General features: G+C 66.3%; 15 protein-coding genes. 6 read left to right on the top strand and 9 right to left on the bottom strand.

The genetic code is table 11. From position 1 onward, the window contains the following. Window positions 1–9: 9 nt before the first annotated feature. The 8 genes from ACI1V7_RS24460 to ACI1V7_RS24425 all read right to left on the bottom strand — a co-directional run bounded on the left by ACI1V7_RS24460 (window position 10) and on the right by ACI1V7_RS24425 (window position 10,620). Window positions 10–1,737: a ShlB/FhaC/HecB family hemolysin secretion/activation protein gene (locus tag ACI1V7_RS24460; protein WP_404534587.1), complete on the bottom strand. Its 1,728-nt coding sequence runs from the start codon at window positions 1,735–1,737 to the stop codon at window positions 10–12. 858 nt (window positions 1,738–2,595) lie between these two features. Continuing rightward, window positions 2,596–3,219 carry a hypothetical protein gene (locus ACI1V7_RS24455; RefSeq protein ID WP_404534586.1) on the bottom strand — a complete coding sequence of 208 codons (624 nt, stop codon included), beginning with the start codon at window positions 3,217–3,219 and terminating at the stop codon, window positions 2,596–2,598. Between the two features lie 4 nt (window positions 3,220–3,223). Beyond that, window positions 3,224–3,484, bottom strand: a complete 261-nt coding sequence (locus ACI1V7_RS24450) for a PAAR domain-containing protein (RefSeq protein WP_404534585.1) — start codon at window positions 3,482–3,484, stop codon at window positions 3,224–3,226. Next, entirely contained in the window at window positions 3,481–3,978 is a 498-nt protein-coding gene (locus ACI1V7_RS24445; protein WP_404534584.1) for a hypothetical protein, read from the bottom strand. Before ACI1V7_RS24445 ends, ACI1V7_RS24450 begins: the two co-directional genes overlap by 4 nt. Before the next feature lie 113 nt (window positions 3,979–4,091). Further along, a complete protein-coding gene (locus ACI1V7_RS24440; RefSeq protein WP_404534583.1) occupies window positions 4,092–5,606 on the bottom strand; it encodes a LysM peptidoglycan-binding domain-containing protein in 1,515 nt (504 codons plus the stop codon). Continuing rightward, window positions 5,606–6,166 (bottom strand): hypothetical protein, encoded by a 561-nt coding sequence (locus ACI1V7_RS24435; RefSeq protein ID WP_404534582.1) that lies wholly within the window; start codon window positions 6,164–6,166, stop codon window positions 5,606–5,608. Before ACI1V7_RS24435 ends, ACI1V7_RS24440 begins: the two co-directional genes overlap by 1 nt. Window positions 6,167–6,197: 31 nt before the next feature. Further along, a complete protein-coding gene (locus ACI1V7_RS24430) occupies window positions 6,198–9,401 on the bottom strand; it encodes a type VI secretion system Vgr family protein (protein WP_404534580.1) in 3,204 nt (1,067 codons plus the stop codon). A gap of 616 nt (window positions 9,402–10,017) precedes the next feature. Then, entirely contained in the window at window positions 10,018–10,620 is a 603-nt protein-coding gene (locus ACI1V7_RS24425; protein ID WP_404534579.1) for a PEP-CTERM sorting domain-containing protein, read from the bottom strand. A gap of 772 nt (window positions 10,621–11,392) precedes the next feature. Between ACI1V7_RS24425 and ACI1V7_RS24420 the strand changes: the two genes are divergently transcribed. From ACI1V7_RS24420 to ACI1V7_RS24400, 5 genes are all read left to right on the top strand, one after another. After that, complete coding sequence (locus ACI1V7_RS24420) at window positions 11,393–11,950, top strand: hypothetical protein (RefSeq protein ID WP_404534578.1); 558 nt, start codon at window positions 11,393–11,395, stop codon at window positions 11,948–11,950. Window positions 11,951–11,985: 35 nt separating this feature from the next. Continuing rightward, complete coding sequence (locus ACI1V7_RS24415; protein WP_404534577.1) at window positions 11,986–13,353, top strand: MFS transporter; 1,368 nt, start codon at window positions 11,986–11,988, stop codon at window positions 13,351–13,353. Further along, window positions 13,350–14,603, top strand: coding sequence for an SLC13 family permease (locus ACI1V7_RS24410; protein WP_404534576.1), 1,254 nt, complete (start codon window positions 13,350–13,352; stop codon window positions 14,601–14,603). The genes ACI1V7_RS24415 and ACI1V7_RS24410 overlap by 4 nt, the downstream gene beginning before the upstream one ends. A gap of 117 nt (window positions 14,604–14,720) precedes the next feature. Then, window positions 14,721–16,178, top strand: a complete 1,458-nt coding sequence (locus ACI1V7_RS24405) for a sensor histidine kinase (protein ID WP_404534574.1) — start codon at window positions 14,721–14,723, stop codon at window positions 16,176–16,178. After that, window positions 16,163–17,530: a sigma-54-dependent transcriptional regulator gene (locus tag ACI1V7_RS24400; protein WP_404534572.1), complete on the top strand. Its 1,368-nt coding sequence runs from the start codon at window positions 16,163–16,165 to the stop codon at window positions 17,528–17,530. Before ACI1V7_RS24405 ends, ACI1V7_RS24400 begins: the two co-directional genes overlap by 16 nt. Before the next feature lie 219 nt (window positions 17,531–17,749). Here ACI1V7_RS24400 and ACI1V7_RS24395 read toward each other — a convergent pair whose 3' ends face one another. Next, the gene (locus tag ACI1V7_RS24395; protein ID WP_404534571.1) at window positions 17,750–18,121 is read right to left on the bottom strand and encodes a DUF1330 domain-containing protein; all 372 of its coding nucleotides are present in this window, start codon (window positions 18,119–18,121) and stop codon (window positions 17,750–17,752) included. A 95-nt stretch (window positions 18,122–18,216) separates the two neighbouring features. Here ACI1V7_RS24395 and ACI1V7_RS24390 point away from each other — a divergent pair, with 95 nt between their 5' ends. Further along, window positions 18,217–18,915 (top strand): TetR/AcrR family transcriptional regulator, encoded by a 699-nt coding sequence (locus tag ACI1V7_RS24390; RefSeq protein ID WP_404534569.1) that lies wholly within the window; start codon window positions 18,217–18,219, stop codon window positions 18,913–18,915. Window positions 18,916–19,189: the final 274 nt, after the last annotated feature.

Raw genomic sequence — 19,189 nt, 5'->3', positions numbered from 1 at the left:
TTTTATTGGTCAGATGCCGAAGTTCAGGCGGATCCAGGTGCGCGATCCTTCGCGCTTGAAATTCCCCGGTTCGCGCAGCGCGCGGCTGTTCGACACATCGACCGAGGCGCCCTTGAAGCTGAAAGAGGCGCCCACGACCCGGCCGGCGAGGCTGCCTTCCGGGGTGTCGGCGGCACGGCTGCTGACGCGGCCATAATCGAGGCCCGCATACAGGCGCATCGGCAGGTTCGCGTAAGGCAGCACAGGATTCAACGCAAGTTCGTTGCGGACGTACCAGCCGTTGTCGCCGGACAGGGTGTTGTTGACGAAACCGCGTACCGTGTACAAGCCGCCGATCAGGAGCTGCTCCGAGCCGTACAGCACGTCGCGTGCGCGTTGTCCTGTAAGCGACATGGTCCAGGTCGAATGGACGCCGGCGATCTGGAATGGCCTCAGGTAATTCAAGCCGTACTTGAACTTGCCGAACTGCGCGCGCGGCGCCGAATCCGGCAAGTTGTCGGCATCCTTCAAGGCGCCTGCCGCCGACAGGCCCTGGGCCCAGCCCAGGTCGAGCGACAGCGCGCCGCCCCACAGGTCGGTGCTCGTGCTGGAGTCGAGGTCCAGCACGCTCAGCTTGCGGCTCGCCACGCTGAGCAAATTCCCGGCCAGGTAGTTCTTGCTGTCCTTGACGGTCAGCGTCGCTGCCAGGCTCTGGCGCGTGGTCTGGTTGCGGAATACCAGGTAGTCGGCACGGACCGAATCGCTGTCCGACGTACCCTGGAACGCCAGCGGGTCGTTGTTTGGTATCGCGACCAGGCTCGTGAAGTGGGCGCGGCTGCCCGAGTAGGACAGCGTCGCATAGCGGAATGGCACGATGAAGCTCAGGCTCTTGCTGACGGAACCCTTGCGCGCATTATCGTTCGGCTGCGAACGGCGGTAAGTGAACAGCAGCAATTCGTTCAGGCCCATCAGGTCGTCCGCACTGACGGTGGCGCCAAGCTGGTTGCGGCCCGTGCTGTCGGAGCCGGTGTTGTCGGCCGACAGGCTGGCGTGGTAGGGGAGGGTGGGCGTGTTATCGATGACCACCTTGCTGGCGCCTGCCTGCTCACCCGGCTGGATGTCGAGGACGGCGCTGTTCGACGACAGCTTGTTGAGCTGGTCGATGCCTTGCTCGAAGTCGCGCAGGTTCAGCAGGCCGCCAGGAGCTGGGAAGACATTCCACGGAGTGATGCTCTTGCGCGCCTTGTCCGTCAGAACCACGGATTCGACGCGGCCTTCGAGTACGAGGATGGTCAGCTTGCCCTTGCTCAAATCCTGGGCGGGCAGGTAGGCGCGCGTGGTGACGTAACCGCGCAGCACGTAATCCTTCGTGATTTCGCCGAGGATTTCCTCGATCTCCGCGACGCCGAGGCATTGGTTGGAAAATTTCTTCGTCAGCGCTGCACGCACGGAACCCGACAGCTCGGGAGCACCTTCGATCGCCAGCACCTGAATCTGGTTGCATTTCTTTCCCGCGGCGGAGGCATCGACTTTCGGCACTAAGGCGCGGGTATCGATACCCTGGGAAGCACGCTCGCGCGGCAGTGCATTCTCGATATCGCGATTGATGCGTTCCTGGTTCTGTCGCTGCAGGACATCGGCCTGGCGGGCAGCGGCGTCCGCTGCAGTCTGCGCGTTGGCCGATGACCAGCCGGTGCCTGAAAAAGCGGCCGCCAGCAACCATGCAAGGCGGGTCGGAGAAACCAATGGACGGGGCATGAAGCCTTCCCTCACGTTTTATTTGTTCTTGGAAATCGACAACGCGACAATGCGCTATCGTAGGACGGTTGTCTTCGAGGAAAGGTTTGCGGAAAGAACCAGTGCTTGAAGGAAATTCGTTGGAACTGAGCTTATCCGAAAATGTGATACGTGCCATAGCGCAATGTCCTACAAAGCGAGGAATGTGCGGCAGAGTTACAACACAGGTATTAATTGGCTAACTTCATTGCGGGATTTAACAAATCGCGTTCGTGGGCGCGCGGATGCACCTATCGAGGGCATGCCCCCATCATTGCTCCAATTATTCTGCCGAATCTATTATGGGACCGACAATCTTTGGCATGCGGGTGTGATGCTGTGTTTGCATCAGCATTCCCCGCGAAAAGAATGGCACTGCGTATCGAGATACCCAGCGAATTGGTTTTTTGGACAAACTCTTGCGGTCCAAACCATGAGACTCCGCACATGTCGAGGCTAGCTATGGACTGGGTTCGCCTGTTGGCCCGGCGTAGCGCCGAGGCCAGCGGTCTCCTGGCGGTGAATGTTCCAGTCACGTTCGGCGTGATGTACCTGGCTCCGCTGATGGGGGCAAGGGGGCGAGCAGCGCGATCGGTACGTGGGTCGCCGTGACGTATTCTATCGACTTGCGCATGTCGCCGTAGGTGCGTCGACCGGCACGCAGGGCCTCGACCAGCGCGGTGAAGCCCGATCGCCCATGCACTGGAAACGCATCCAGCGCCGGGCACAGTCATTGACCTATCCATGGAACCCACCGTAACGCGGTGGCCGGGGTGGCTCAACGTTGTGGCATGAGTCAGGTGGGCTTTTGCGGGAAGCTGGTCGTCACGGCATTCCCCGTCACTGCGCCGGTGCCGTGTAGAAGCCCTCGAGTTCGGTCCTGCCGATCACCGCGTCGCCCCCTTTGTCGACGGCCGACGACAGGCTGTCGGCCAGGGCATCGGGCTTGCTCTTGTCGCGGTCGGAAGCGACCAGCTTGCCGTCCCAATCGTACACCTCGACCCATTCGCATTCCGGGCAATTGCCGCCGTTGAACATCTCTGCGACGACGTGGCGCTCGCCTGACGGCGACTTGACGCAAGTGAGCGCGCCGATCTTTTCTTCGACCGCCGCCGCATCGCCCTTGCCGCCGGAATGCGGCTCGAACCTGCGTACGGACTTGCTTGCGCCGCCGGGACGTTCGTCGAATGCCAGCGACTGGCTGCTGCACGAGAGCAGGCCGGGGCCGTACAGGTTGCGGCAGGTCGCCTCGAGCACGAGGGTCCGGTCGTCGCAGTCGAGCGTCGCCTTCCTGGCGATGGCGGGTGCCGGGGAGGAAGCGGCCGGTGCGCCGGCCGGTGCAGGGGCTGGCGCAGCGGATTGCGCCGCCGGCGCAGCGGGAGTGTCGTCCTTTTTGGGCGAGCAGGCGGCGAGGGTGGCGAGCAGCAGCGCGCCGGTCAGGCGGTGGAACAATGCGTGGTTCATGGTCTTAGCGGATAAAGTAATGGTCTTGCGTGGCCGTCAACGTGGCGCCGCAGGCGGTGGTGTCGCCGTGGCGCGCGGTGGGCCTGCCGTCGGTGACGTAGGTTTCGCTGCCACTGTCGATGGTGGTGTCGCCGTGCAGCGGGCAGCTGACCTTGTCGCCGACGCGCGCGACCGGTTTGCCATCGACAATGAAATGCGCACTGCCTTCTTCAACGGCGCCGCCGTGCGACGTCGAATCGCCGACGCGAATCACCGGACGGTTCATTTCACGCCTACGAGCTTGATGCACGACTGGGCGGCGCGCTTGTAGTCGGGCCGCTCCAGGTGCGCGATGGCGTCCTCGAACTGGCGGCGCAGGACCGCCTTCCTCTTCATGGACATGATCACCGACAGCGGGTCGCCCAGCTCGGGATCGTAGAACTGCGCGCATGCCCCGTCCGCGTCGAACAGCGCCGCGCAGCCGGACACCTCGGCCAGCGCCGCCATCTTGCGCTCGTCGATCCGCGTTGCGGCGACCTTCGCCGCGACCTTCGGGTCGCCGAAACCATCCGGATGGGGGCCGAACGCGTCGTCGAAGCGGCGCACGAGTTCGTCGTGGACCTTCATCCGTACGTCGTACGGCACCTTATGGGGGGCAACGTCCTTCGAGTACGGACAGGCGAACGGCGCCGGGGCGCCCTTGCCGTCGGCGGCGTGGGCGGGGATGGCCGCGCCGGCGATGGCGAGGGCGGCGAGGCTGGACAGGATCGGTTTCATCATGGGCGTGCGTGGTCGTTGCGGTGGCGTGGGTGGTTCATTCCTTGAACCAGATGCCGGTCACCTTGTAGCTGACGGGGATGGATCTCATTTTCGGCGACACCATCGTCACCGGGTTAGTCGAATACGTCGGAACGGGGTTCAGGAAATCGCTGACGTACCCCTTTTCGGTCTTGATCTCGATGTGCCCGTAGATCGTCTCGCCCTTGTACGTCTGCATTTCGACTGGCCGGTACACGATGATCGCGCCGATCGGCGCATTGTTCAGATTCGTGCCCGGTTTGGTTTCCAGGAGGTTGGCGAAACCTTCCGTGCCGAGGAAGGGACCGAAATCTTTGGCGGCGACGATGCCGGGATAACTGCGGATCATTTTGGTGGCGAACAAGGCGCGCTTTACGTAGCGCAGGCAGCGGTGGATCGATTTCGGTTCCTTGTGCTTGAGCGCATAAGGCGATCGTGGCCTCGATCGTCCCCGTGCCCGGAGCCACAACCTTGGCGACCGGATGCTGGCTGGACTCGTCGCGTTTCTCGCTGACGGTCGGCTTGCCCGGCAGCGGCGCGGCTGGCGCCGCGGGCTTCGGTGTGGGCGCCGGCGCGGCTTTCGCGCTGGCAGCGCCTTTCTTTGGCGGCAGCTTCAGGACCTGGCCAGGATAGATCGTGTACGGCTTCTCAATGCCGTTAAGCTTGCACAATTCCTGGTAGGTCGTCTCGTGGTCGCGCGCGATGCGCGACACCGTCTCGCCCGATTTCACCTTGTGCGTGCCGGCGGCAGCCGGCGCCGCAGCCGCCTTCGGCGGTTCGTGCAGCTGCGTGTTGAGCGGCACGCGCTCGTTCGGCGCGACCAGCGTCCACATCGATTCCAGCTTGTCGATGGCCAGTTCGCCTAGGTGCTTGAACGTGTCGTCGGCCTTCTTGATATAGACCTGGATGGCGCCGAAGTCAGGGTTGGCCATGAACGTCGGCAGCTTGCCGTGCTCGTTGGTCTTCATGACAGCCGCCTTGCCGTTCTGCTCGACCTTGATCTGGGCGTCGGCGATCGGCTGGCCGCCGGGATCCACCACGGTCAGGACGTGCCCGGCCGTCAGCGCCTTTTCGTAGGCGGCGGCCAGCGGTGCGAACTTGTCCTTCGCCAGCGCCGTGCCGCCGTACTCGCTGTACGGGCCGTCGTGGTGGTACTTGTAGACGAAGTAGTCCGGGTCCTTGTTCTTCTTCGCGATGTTCTCGTTTTCCTTGAAGTACGCGATCAGCGCGCTGATCGAAGGCCCTACCTCGAAGCGGTTGCTCGCGTCCAGGCCGTAGGCCGCGCCGGTCTTCTTGATGAACTGGCCCAGGCCCGATGCCGATGTCGTGCCGGCCGCGGCGTCCGGGTTGAACCCCGACTCGATCTTGGCCATGGCCAGCAGCATCGCCATGCGGCGGATATTGAAGCCATCCTTTTTCGCCGCGGCGATAATGGCGTCGATGACCTTGCGCTGGACTTCCTGCGACGCGTCGCCCCAGATGCGCGAATTGCCGGCCAGCCGGCCGGGGCGCGTGTCGACCGGCACCAGGTAGGCCGAGTGCGCGACGATCTTCTCCTTCCGGTAGGCCGCGCCCTTGGTGGAATAGAAGACCCGGTAGTCGATGGCCATTATCTGGCGCCGCCGAGACGGTAGAACGGCGTGAGCGCCTGGTGGCCCAGCACGTGCTTCTTCCTGGCGTCGTAAGCCGCGTCGATGGCGCTCGCGGCCGCCGCGCCGGGTTCCTTGCCGTTGCGCGTGCTACCGACGAGGGCACCGTCGGCTGAGTACACGTCGTTCCACTCGCAGTCCTCGCAATTGCCGCCGGTGTCCATCAGCGCGACGAGGAAGGTTTTTTTGTCAGGCGTCTCGACGCAGGTGAGCTCGCCGATCTGCTCGGGCACCACGGGGTAGTCGGCGTTTTTCAGCGGCATCGACTTGAACGCGCGCTCGCCCAGCGCCTTGCCGTCGGGTCCGGCGAAGCGGATCGACTGGCGCGTGCACATCGTGGTGCCGGGCGTGAATGCGAAGCAGTCGGCTTCGACTGTGATGCGGCGGTCGGCGCACTGCATGGTGGCGCTGCGGTGGCTCAGCGGCGTCGCCGCGGCGGCCATGCCGGCCAGGCCCAGTACCAGCGCGGCCACGCAGGCCCGTGCCGCCAGGGGTGTCGTGAAAGAAATCTTGAACATCATGCTCCTCTCTTCATTGTCCCGCGCCGCCGGCTCACGCCAGTGCGCTTCCATCCTGGTTGCGTGATTCCGACGGCGGTTCGTCCAGCCCGGCGGAGAATTCGTCCGACAGCGACAGCGCGGTCAGTTCGTCGGTGTCCTCAATCACCACCTCGTCCGCGCCGTCGGCAGCGTCCGGCTCCTCCGCCAGCCGCGCGCGCCGCGCCTCGGCTTCGGCGAACATGCCGTGGATCTCCTGCGGCACCGGGGCGCCCGGCCGTAGTTCGCCGCCCAGCGCCGCCAGCAGCCGCGCGCTGGCGGCGTTGACCTGTTCGTGCACGCCGTCGGCGACGGCGCCGGCAACGCCGGCCACTGCGGCTGCCTTGACGGCGCCGCGGCGCTCATCGATGCCACCATGGCGCAGCAGTTCGAGGATCGCGACGGCCGGCAACTTCAAGCGCGACTCGAACACCGACATGGCGATCGAACCGGCGTCGATGCCGCCGTCGGCCCGGAACAGGCCGCGCGCCGTCTCGACGGGCATCGGCACCTTGTCGGCCAGCAGGGACACGCCGACCGGCGTCGCCAGCGCCTCGGCGACGTCGGCGGCCGCGCGATCAAGCGGATGGCGCTCGTCCGGCACGATCTGCCACTTGCTGTCGTGCATGTCGATCTCGGCTTGCAGCGCTTCCATGTCCTCGGTGAACACGCGTTCCGATTTGCCCTCGGCATCCAGCTTGCCGCTCTTGAGCACGGCGCCATCCTTGCCGACGATCTTGTAGCCGTAATGCGCGGCTTTGCCACCGATCGTGTGCAGCGCCTCCGCCAGCACGAGCTGCTGGCTGAACTTGCCGACGTTCATCTGGCCCCAGAATGGCTTGCTCGGCGCCGCCGGCACGGCCCCGCTATTGACGACCTTGGCCGCGCCGAGTTCCAGCGTGCCGGCGATCTCATGGGTTTCCCGGACGCCCTTGATGAGGATGTCGCCGGCTTCGGTCAGCACGATGCTGCCGCCCTTGGTCTTGAGGGTGATGTCGCCAGTCCGGGCCTCGATCGTGATGCCTTTTTGCGACACCACCTCTGTCTGTCCATCCTGCACGTGCACATGGTAGTCGCCGTGGCTGACCACGGTCGCGTGACCGCCGCGCTCGACGTGCTGGCGCACGCCCTGGGCGGCGCTCAGCGACAGGATCTTGCCCGCTGTAAGGTCCAGGTGGCCGACGGCATAATTGCCGAGGTCTTCGCCGGCCGCGTGAACGATGCTCTGCGGTGTGCTGGTGGCGACGCCGGCCGGCGAGGTGATGAACACCACTGGCTTGGACAGCGACCAGGTATGTTCGTGCAGCGCCGACTGGCTGTCGAGGCCGCGGTGGCCGAATTTGCGCTCGCCGCGCGCATCGCTGGCCATCTCGGCCGCCTTGCTGCGGTTCGTAGCGCTGTCGAGCACGGCGCGCAGCGTATCCGCGCCTTCCGTATTGTCCTGCTGGGTCGTGGCCTCGTCGTTGATCGACTGCTTCCAGCTCGTGACGAGGAGGCCTTTGGCAGCGCGCAGCGCGCCCCAGCCGTCGGTGCGCAGCTCGTAGCCTTCGCCGCGGAAATCGCGCCGGCCTTCGCGCCCGGTGATCCGGGTCAAATAACCGAGGTTCAGCTGGCTGTGCTGGTGATCCGAGGACAGCACGGCCTGGATCTGGCCGTTCGTGTCGTCCATCAGAAGGTGGTTGTTGCGGTTGCCGGCCCCGTTCGCGCCTTTTAGCTCGCGGCTGCGGATGCCCGACAGCGCGCCCTGCGACGGCAGTTCCCATGGCGAGATGTTGCTGCCATTGTAGACGCGGCCGGTGATGATCGGCAGGTCCGGGTTGGCGTCCAGCCAATTCAGGATGACCTCGTCGCCGACGCGCGGCAGCGACACGGCGCCGTACTGCTCGCTGGCCCAGTTCGAGGCCACGCGCACGAAGGCCGAACTGCGTTCGTCGTTGTTGCCGACGCGGTCCCAATGGAACTGCACTTTCACGCGGCCGTGCTCGTCGGTATAGATCTCTTGGTTCGGCGGCCCGACCACGGTCGCGGTCTGCGGCCCCAGGATGCGGGTGTCGATGCTGTCGAAGCCGCGGCCCGGCCGCCACGGCACGCTCTTACGCGTGCACAGCAGCGTGTTGCGGTAGTCCGGCGCCGCTTCCTTGCCCTGCAGGTAATTGTTGGCCGCACTGTGCTGGACGGCCAGGATCAGGAAGGTGGCCTTGTCGCGTTCCGCGCCGTCGCCGGCGCCGTCAACCCCGAAGTGCTCGGTCAGCGTGAACCAGCGGCCGGGCAGGACGAAGCGGTTGTTGCCTTCCGCCTCGACGTGCTTGCAGCGCGACTCGATTTCCTCCATGCGCAGCTCGGACCTGGCGTTGCCGTCGCTCCAGCTGCGAAAGCCGTAGGCGCCAGCGTATTCATAGGCTTCCACATGCAGCACGTCGCCCTGGTCGACCACCGACGGGATGTCGACCGTAGCGGGCATCGGGTGCTTGAAGTCGAAGCTGGTCAGCACCGCCTGCCCGGCGACGATGCGGCGCACCGGGCTCCAGTTGCCGATCGCTTCCTCCTCGACCGCGCCGCCGTGCTTTTGGAAGCGGATCCCGGGCCCGGCCCCGTCGATGGGCGGCGCGGCGGTTGAATCGTCGGCCAGCACCAGCTTGTGGCCGGTCGCGCTGTGTTCGTACCAGTAGTACCAGCCAGCCGCCTCCCAGCGCCGGCTCAGATAATTGTGGTCGCTCTCGCCGAACTGGCAGGCCATCGTGGCCTTCGGATCCTCGCCGGTGAGGCGCGCGTCCCAGTCGCTGTGCGTGCTGTAGTCGGCGAACACCTGCTCGGTCTGTTCGCGCAGCGAGCTGTCGTGGAAGACGTAGTTATCCTTGCGCAGTTTCAGGTAGGCCATCCACGGCTTCAAGACCATGCGGTAGAACGCATATCCGCCATCGGTGCGCGTGAGCTGGAACTCGAAGACGTAGCCGTTGAAATACCGCAGGCTGCCGTCTCCGCGCACGAGCTCGATCGTGACCATGCGGCCCAGCACCTGGCGCAGACCAATGCGCGCATCGTCCGACAGCACTTCCACGACGAATTCGAAATCGCGCGACAGGCCTTCCGACGCGTCGAGGCGGTTCGCTAGCAGCGTGAAGGGGGGGGCGTCGTCGTGTGGGAACGAGAGTCGCAGGATCCGGCGCTGTTGGGGGTCCTGCAGGAAATGCGCCAATTGAGGGGAAACATATCCCATCATGGTCCTCGATAAATAAGTGCGAAGTCGGCGAAATTATAATGTTGTTCTCGAAAAACATACGTCACTGTTGAGTTTCAACTGTTGTGCGGGAGCCAAGCGCTTCCTATCAAGGCACGGCCTCGCTGCAATGGCTTCGTGATGCGCGGCGCCGCGAAGCTGGATTTCAATCGAGCACGGCAACATCGCACAGACTCTTGATTTTTTTTCGTGTATTAATTAATGGTGCAATACGCCAATGTTGGCGTGTATTGATGGGCGCATCCGTGCCGGATCGCCGAGACATCACACGCTGGCGCATGAACACTTGGCAGTGAGATGACACTGAAGGCGGCGCCGCTCGAAGCGGCGTACATTGCGGCCACTAGCGCGCCTTGCTCGGCGGCAATGGTGCATCGGTCGGAATAGACCGGCATGGGGAGTCGAAAAGTTGCGCGCCTCTCGCTAACTTGGATGTCGTGGCCGAGTTCGTGCCACTTCTTGCTCGAACCCTGATCATGGGTGCAACCATGCCTTCTTTCCGAGAGCGTAGGCCCGTTTCGAACGCGAGTTAGAGACAGCGCTGCCGCAAGCGCAGCCGCGGCAGCGTCAGGCGCGGTAGAAGGTACCCTCCAGCGCGTCAAGCGGGTGCACTGCCGCGCTGCCGGCCCGCACGCCGCCACGAACCAACGCCTCCCATCACAACCAAGCCCGCCAGCAGCAACAGGACTTCTGCAGGTTCCGGCACGGCAGCAGGAATCGACAACGTGGTATTCGATGTCCAGTAGTACAGGGGACCATAGGTGTCGCCGCGGTGGCCGATGTACAGCAGTTGTACCTTGTCGCCGGTCGTGATTTCATTGCGCTCCCAGGATGGTGCGGAACCGGGGTAGCCGTCGTTGCCCCACTTGAGGGAGAAATCGAGGGTGTGATTCGCCGCATCGAACGAGAAGCTGGCGATGTCGCAATAGCCGTTGTAGGCATCGCCCAGCGACGCGCCGCAGCCGACGAACTGCTTGCCCTGCACCTCGAGCGACGTCAGCTCGGCCAGTCCGAGGATGCCGTCATGGTCGAGGTCCGCACCGTGGAATGCGCCGCTCAGGTAATACGCACCGGGATCGCCGTGACGGTCGGCGAACTCCGTGAAACTGAAGGTCGTTCCAAACAGGTCGGCCTGCTGGGCGTGCGCGCTGCTGGCGGCAAAGGCGGCGCAGAGCATGAGGGAGAGGGATTTGGCGTTCATACATGCCTTTCGCTTGTTGGTTAAGCACCGGGGGCGACTTTGATTCTACGCAGGCTGATCCTGCGGTCCAGCGAGATTCGATACGAGCGCGCGCGCCGTTGCGGAACCGGTACGGAGACGGCCGGGTTAGCACGTCGCGAGCGACGAGCGCGGCACGACGCGGGGCGACGAACCCCGACTGTCCGTAAAACGGACACGCGTTGTCTCCGAAGCGGACGTTCACCCGCTTCATGCGTTGGGAATAAGCCGCCTCCCGGGCCAGAATGGTCTGGCCTGCTTTTTGCACTTACCTCCTTGGTAACTTTTCAAGGAGATTGGTCATGTCAGCAAAACACATTATCCTCGCGGCCGTCACGCTGGCCGCGGCCCATGTCGCGATGGCGCAGTCCACCATGGCGCCACCCCCTCCGCCCGCCGATGCCCCTCCGGCCGAAGGGGTGCGGCCGCCACCTCCGCCCGCACCGCCCATCCCGCCCGACGCACGCCCCGGCGACAAGGCGATGCCGCGCGGCCCCGGCGCAGCACCGGCGCCGCGTCCCGGGAAGCGCGCGCCGGTCCCCGCGCCAGGTCGTCGCCCGACCGGTCCCGAGGGCAACCCGCCGCCGCCGCCTCGAGACGCACCGGCTACATGAGCCGGCTATATGAGCCAGCCGCATGAGCCGGCCATATCAAAGGGTCGCCGTGCCAGTCCACACCGCTGGCGGGGTGACGCTTTCAACAAAGTCATCCATTACCAAATTTGATCATCGATATGAAACCGAAAGCAGAAGCTGTGCAACTAAGGCAACACCACAAGGACCAGGACGACCAGGTCTGGTCCATCGACGGGGTGTTCACGCACGCCATCTACAGCCCGATGGGCGGCATCGAAGGCATGATGATCGATGCGGACGGCATCCCGGCGCAGTTCGTCTTCCACCATGGCAACGACGACGCGTCGAGCGTCGAGCACCTGTGGCCCGGGCGGCGCGTCACGATCGAAGGCAGCGAGGCGCGGCCCTGGCCCGAAGGCGACGGCGCGCACGCCGTGTACCGGTTCAAGCGCCTGGCGCTCATCGAGGGCGGGGCGGTGCACGACGTACGCAAGCCCGGCCGCGTCGAGGGCAAAGTCGTGCGCCTGAATTACGCCCGCCACGGCCAGGCCAACGGGGTGGTGCTCGACACGGGCGACTTCGTCCACGTGCCTCCGGACCGCTTCGCGGCGCTCGACATTGCCCTCGGCACGCACGTGCAGGCGTCCGGCCCCGGTCGTCCCCTGGCCGACGGCAGTGGCCGTGTCATCGACGCCGTCGAGCTCAATGGCAAACCCTTGAACAATAAAGCGCACTGACGTGTGAGTTGCGCGGTGACCGGAAGGAGCACGCATTGACGATCCCCATCCAGCCCGAAACCGTTTCCGGCGAACGATCCGGCGCGGACGGCAAGGTACAGGACAGCGCCGGCGGGAGCATTGCCTGGCTCCGGGCCTTGAATTTCACCCTGGCGGACGTCCAGAACGGCATGGGACCGTACATGGCGCTGTTCCTGCAATCGACCGTGCACTGGAATCCGGCCGGGATCGGCATCGCCCTGGCCATCGGCAACATCGCCCAGGTCGCGACGCAAACGCCAGTCGGGGCGCTGGTCGACTACCTGCGCGCCAAGCGCGCCTTGCTGGCCGTCGGCATCGGGATGATCGCCAGCGCCTGCATCGTCACGCCCCTGCATCCGACGTTCGCGGTGGTCGCCGCATCGCAGGCGCTCATCGGCGCCGCTGGGGCCATCTTTCCGCCCACGCTGGCGGCGATCGCCCTGGGCATCGTCGGGCGCAAGCGTCTGGATGGCGTACTCGGCGCCAACCAGGCGTGGAACGCCGCCGGCAACGTCGCGAGCGCCGTCGGCCTGGGCGTGGTCGGCGTAACCGCCGGCCTGCCATGGATGTTCGCGGCCGTCGTGGCACTGGCGGCCCTCTCGCTGCTGATCCTGGCGCGCATCAATCCGGACGACATAGACCACGACATCGCCCGCGGTGGCAGCGGCGCCGGCGCAGGCGCAGGCAAGGGGGCGGCCGATCGCCGCGACACGCCCATGCAGGCGTTCCGTGGCCTGTTGCCCGCGTTTCGCGAGCTGATCAGGCAGCGCCCCGTCGCCGTCTTCCTGGCCTGCGCCGTGATCTTCCATTTCGCCAACGCCGCCATGGTGCCGCTCGTGACGCAGATGCTGGCGCGCGGCCAGGGTGTGCGCAAGGCGATCATGCTGACCTCCGGCTACATGGTGGCGTCGCAGCTGGTCTTTGTCGTGGTCGCCGCGCTCGCGGGCAGGCTGGCCGGCAGGGTGGGCCGCAAGCCGCTGTTCCTGTTCGCCTTCGCCGCCCTGTGTGCGCGCGGTCTGCTCTACAGCGTCGCCACCTCGCCCGCGGCCCTCATCGCGGTACAGTGCATGGACGGCCTGGGAGCGGGGGTGTTCGGCGTGGTCGCCACGCTCATCATCGCCGACCTCACCAAGGGCACGGGCCGCTTCAACGCGGCGCAGGGTGCGGTGGCCACCGCCGTCGGCGTGGGTGCCCTGCTGAGCAACAGCATGGCGGGATTCCTCGCCCACCATGCAGGGACGACGACGGCCTTCCTCGCCCTGGCCGCCATCGCTGCCGCCGGCTTCGTGCTGTTCGCGTTCGCCATGCCGGAAACCCTGGACGGGGCGCCATCGTGGGCAGGCACGCTTTCCGGCGGTGGCAAGCGCCGCTCAAGGGAATGACGGCGCATGCCAGCTGGGCGATCTGGGCGATCGTCTCGACGTCGACGGCGCTGGTCCTGATCCGCCCTTATGACTGGCCGGAGGCCATCTGGGCCGTCGCAGGCGCGGCGGCGCTCGTCGTCCTCCGCCTGCTGCCCGCGGACGTGGCGTGGCACGCGGTCGGGCAGGGGAGCGATGTCTACCTGTTCTTGACCGGCATGATGCTGCTGTCCGAGATCGGCCGCGAAGCGGGCTTGTTCGACTGGGCCGCCGCGCTCGCCGTCGGCCATGCGCGCGGCTCGGGCTGGCGGTTGTTCGCCCTGGTGTACGGCGTCGGCGTCGTCGTCACCACCTTCATGTCGAACGATGCGGCCGCCGTGGTGCTCACGCCGGCCGTGGTGGCCGCCGCCCGGAAGGCGAGGATCGATCCGTTGCCGAACCTGTTCGCCTGCGCCATGGTCGCCAATGCAGCCAGCTTCGTGCTGCCGATGTCGAACCCGGCCAACATCGTACTGTATGGTAATCACACGCCGGCGCTGGGAGCCTGGCTGCGCAGTTTCCTGCTGCCGTCGCTGGCTTCCATCGTGGTCACCTATCTTGCGCTCGGCTGGACGCAGCGGCGTGCGCTCGCCGCGCGCTGCCGGAAGGAAGTGCGGGCCCCGGCGCTTGACGGTCGCGGCCGCCTGGCGCTGGCGGGCATCGTCGCGACGGCCATCGTCCTGCTGGTGGTGTCGAGCCGCGACATCCCGCTGGGCCCGCCGACCGCCGTCATGGGCGGGCTGACCGCCGCGGCCGTGTGGCTCAAGGGGCGCAGCTCGCCCGTGGCGACTATCCGGTCCGTGAACTGGGCCGTGCTGCCCCTGGTGGCCGGCCTGTTCGTCCTCGTCGCGGCCCTGGATGCCACCGGCATCGTCGACACGCTGGCGGCGGCGCTCGGCGCGCTGGCGCGTGGCGGCGTGCGGGAAGCGGCGGCCATCGCGGGCACCCTGCTCGCCGTCGGCAGCAACGCGACCAACAACCTTCCCGCCGGCCTCGTCGCCAGCGCCGTGATCGGGCGCCTGCAGCCCGACAGGCTGATCGTGGATGCCCTACTGATCGGCGTGGACCTCGGTCCGAACCTGTCGGTGACGGGCTCGCTTGCCACGATCCTGTGGCTCGTCAATGTGCGCCGGGCGGGACTGGACGTGTCGTTCTGGCAGTTCCTGAAGGTCGGCCTGGTGGCGATGCCGGCCGCGCTCGCCGCCGCGCTCGCCGCCCGCTTGTGGATGTGAGCGCTGGCCATGCGCGGCTCCCGCGCGCCGCGAAACCGTGCGAGGGGCTCATCCATAAAGCGGCTAGACTATCGTCATGACACGCCATTCGACGCACCCACACGGCAGGGCAGGCCGATGAAATCGCTACGCGGACAGCTGGGGCTGTTCTGGATCCTGCTGTTCGCAATGTGCGTGTCGCTTGCGGTGGTGATGTTCACTCTTTACCGCAACAGCGCCGGCGCCCATATCTCGACGGCGCGCGCGGCCACCGAGCATACCTGCCAGGCCATCGCCACCCGCTACGCGCGCGCCTCACTGCCCGACACCCCCGCCGGCCCCGACGTCGACCTGTTGCGCGCCTTGCTGAATCTGGTGCTGGTCGAGGCGCCGCAGGTCGAGGGCGGCATCTGGCAGGCTGGTGCCGGACAACTCGCGTATGCCTACCCGACCTATGAAGGCAGCGGCGTGAAGCGCGACGTGCCCCTGGCCGAGCAACCGCTGATCATCGACATGGCGGCACGCGCGGCGCGCACGCGCTGGCTGCAGACCGACGTGGTGCGCGGCAGCCGCGAAGCCCTGATCGTCACCGCTTGCCCGATGCGCGCGGCGCGCCAGGATCTGGCGGTCTGGACAATGACGCGGGCCGGCGGCGGCATGCTGGACGCGCAGGGCAGCCTGCGTGCGGGCCTTGGCGTGCTGCTGGCGCTGGTGCTGGTGTCCGGCTTGTGGTTCGTGTCCATCCTGCAGCGCGGCCTGCGCCATGTGAGCGCGCTGGAGGCGCAGCTGGCGGCGGCTCAGTCGGATGCCGATGCCATGCCTGTGCTATCGCCGACGGGGGTACGCGAACTGGACCGCATCGTCGACGGTTTCAACCGCTACCGGGTCCGGTTCGACGAAGCGCATGCGTGGCTGCGCCAGGCCGCGCAGCAACGCAGCCGCGACCAGCGCCTGGCGGCCCTGGGCCGGATGAGCGGCAGTATCGCCCACGAGATCCGCAACCCCATCGCGACCATGCGCCTGAAGGCCGAGAACGCGCTGGCGGCGACGCCGGAGCGGCAGGGCGCGGCGCTGCAGGCGATCGTGGGCCAGATCGACCGGCTGGATGGCCTGGTCGAAAGCCTGCTGGGCCTGGTGCAGCCGCTGACGCTGACGCCGCGGCCGGTACCGCTCGCGCCCTGGATCGACGAGCGGCTGGGCGCGGTTGCCCACCGGGCCGAGGCCGCCGGCGTCGCCGTGGTGGCGGACCATGGCGGTCCGGATGCCGCCGTGTTCGACCCGGTCCACCTGGGGCGGGCCGTCGACAACCTGCTCGACAACGCGGTACGCCATGCACCACGCGGCGGCCAGGTGGTACTCGGCATGGAACATGCGGACGGGCGCCTCGTGCTGCGGGTCGACGACGACGGCCCGGGCGTGCCCCCGGCGCTGTTGGCGAACCTGTTCGAGCCGTTCAACACCGGCCGCGCCGACGGATCGGGCCTGGGCCTGGCACTGGCGCGCGAGGTCGCGCTGGCGCACGGCGGCGACCTCATCTACACGGCCCGCGCTCCCGGGGCGCACTTCACACTGGAACTGCCATGGCGCACCTGCTGATCGTCGACGACGACGACGCCTTCCGCGACACGCTGGCAGAGACGCTGCTGGCATTCGGCCACGATGTCGCGGCGGCCGCGAGCGGCGCCGAGGCCCTGGCCCTGCTCGCGTCCGCGCCGCCGTTCGACGCCATCTTCCTGGACCACCGCATGCCCGGCATGGACGGACTCGAGACCCTGGCAGCGCTGCGCGACGCGGCGTTGCCGGCACCGCCCGTGATCGTGCTGACGGCGTTCGCCGGCGCCGCCAACACGATCGAGGCGATGCGCCTGGGCGCCTTCGATCACTTGTCCAAGCCCGTACGGCGCGAGACGCTGCGCGCGGTGCTGGACAGCGCCTTGCAGTGCCGCCCTTCAGCCGGCGCCGCCACCCCGGCCCAGCCGCCGGCGGGCGACGGGGACCTGGTGGGGAGCAGCGACGCGATGCGCGAGGTGCACAAGCAGATCGGACGCGCTGCCGCGAGCGTGCTGCCGGTGCTGGTGCTGGGCGAGACCGGCACGGGCAAGGAAGTCGTGGCGCGTGCGCTGCATCGGCATTCCGCACGGGCCGGGCGCCCGTTCGTGGCCGTCAATTGCGCGGCAATCCCGGGGGAACTGCTCGAGAGCGAATTGTTCGGGCATGTGCGTGGCGCGTTCACCGGCGCCGCCGCCGAGCGCGAGGGATGCTTCCGCGCCGCCGACGGCGGCGTCCTGCTGCTCGACGAGATCGGCGACATGCCCCTCGACGTGCAGGCAAAGATCCTGCGCGTGCTGCAGGAAGGCGAGGTCGTCCCGCTGGGCAGCAACCGCGCGGTACGGGTGGACGTGCGGATCATCGCGGCCACACACCGCGATCTCGGCGCCGCCGTACGCGATGGCCAGTTCCGCGCCGACCTGCTGTATCGCCTCGACGTGCTGCCGATCCGCTTGCCGCCACTGCGCGAGCGGCCGGACGACATCATCCCCCTAGCCGAACTGTTCCTCCAGCGCGCCGCCGCGGGCAGCCCGTCCAAGCTGCTCGGCGCCGACGCGGCGCAGCGCTTGTTGCGCCGGCCCTGGCCCGGCAACGCGCGCGAACTGCGCAACGCCATGGAGCGCTGCCACGCGCGCTTCCGCCATGACGTGATCGGCGCCGCCGACCTGGACGCAATCCTGGACGCGCCGCTGTCCAATCCCGCCGTTCCTAGCGCACCCGCAGTGCCGGAGGAGTGGCTCACGCAGCCATTGCCGCTGGCCGTCGAGCGCCTCGAACGGCTGATGCTCGAGCATGCGCTGACCGAGGCGCAGGGAAACCGCGCGGAGGCGGCGCGCCGGCTGGGCATCCATCGACAACTGTTGTACCGGAAGCTTGCGCAATACGGGATCGACGGCTAGTGGCGTCGGCGCCGTGCAATATGCAGGTGCGCTGGCGCTTCGGCGGGCGGCGCATCGTATCGTTTGTGAATCGGGCCGATCGCCGCGCCTTCAGGCAAGTGCAGGCCGGCGTATGCGGGCATGCCGGATCGCCCTCATGCAGCCAAGTCCAGCAACTGCCGTCGACGTAGGAAACATTGCGGACGGATGACCACGCGAGCGCGCCGACGTCGTACCGTCTCAGAACAATCCGTCGATCGCCTTCAACGGCTGCAGGACGATGTCGGCGATGGCCGAGGCGCCGACCTTGAACGCCACCTGGTATTCCGCGTCGCCGATCATCGCTTTGAATGCAGCGCGATTCGGGTACTGGACCACCAGCACGACATCCCATCCTTTGATGTTCCCCTCGGTGAGCACCGGGAGGCCATTGCCGGCGTAGAGAATTTTCGCACCATGGCGGGCCAGGCTCGGCTTGGCCAATCGATGGTATTCCGCGTAACGCTCGCTGCCCCCATCCGGATCGAGCTGGATCAGGTTCAGCATGGCGAATGGCGTATCGTCAGGTTCGTTCAGGAAGGCATCGAGCGCTGCTTGGGAAAACGACACCATGGATTTCTCCTTTGTCAAAGTATGCAATGATCGGCTTGCGGTCCCACGGTCGAGACCGGACTTCCCACCTGATTTGAACGGTGTTAAAATCGATCATGACCTCCAAACTGAACACTGTCAAGAAAAATCTGAACACTGTTAAGGAGCCGGTGCAGCGAAAGCGGCGCGCCGCGCCGAAAACGGATGTCGCATCCAACGGGGACGCGAAGCCCTACCATCATGGCGACCTGCGCGAGGCACTCGTCCGGGCGAGCGTCGACATCATCGAGACGGAGGGCCTGGACGGCTTCTCGCTGCGCGAGGCGGCACGGCGCGCGGGTGTGTCGGCGGGGGCGCCGGCACACCACTTCGGTGATGTGCGCGGGCTGCTGTCGGCCGTCGCGACGGTTGGATTCCGGGACTTCGCGGACGAGCTGGAGTCCATCCAGGGTGAGGACCGCCAGGCCACCATCAGGGCCCTGGCACATGCCTACCTGCGCTTCGCGGAACGGCGGCCGGGCATGTTTCGCCTGATGTGGAAGACGTCGGCTTTCTATCTCACCGATGAGAACCTGTACCAGGCCGGCCTGCGCGCATTCAGGGTGCTCGACAAGGCGGTACGTGGCACGGCCACGCCGGAGCTGGTGGGCGACTTGTCGCTCGCGCCGACCATTGCTTGCTGGTCCTTGATGCATGGTTTTTCGGCGCTGGCGATCGACAAGGCCTTCTTCGCGGACGACCCGGAGGAGAGCGCACGCCTGGGCGTGATGTTCGACGCGGTACTGGGTAACCTGAGTGTGCTCAACAAGGCGTGAGGAGCCCGACCGCCTCCGCAATGTGACTGAAAAGCGACCTCCAGGTCGCTTTTTTGTTTTCCACCACCCGGAATGCGCGCAGGGTCGATAACCATCAGTTTAGCTAATTTCATTTACATCGAATGAAATAGATTTACGGCAATAAACCAAATAGAATGTCCATCAATACGGCCCGGCACGGCGTCCCGGTCGTCAGAGCGGCAATCCATCTGGTCGATCAACAAAGCGCATCTCGGCGCTTTTTGTTTGGCTGACAATATGATGATCTTAATTG

Source organism: Massilia paldalensis (assembly GCF_044901715.1).
Taxonomy (GTDB): domain Bacteria; phylum Pseudomonadota; class Gammaproteobacteria; order Burkholderiales; family Burkholderiaceae_D; genus Telluria; species Telluria paldalensis.
The sequence above is the reverse complement of the archived record's forward strand: the minus strand, read 5'-3'. Positions and strand labels throughout refer to the sequence as shown.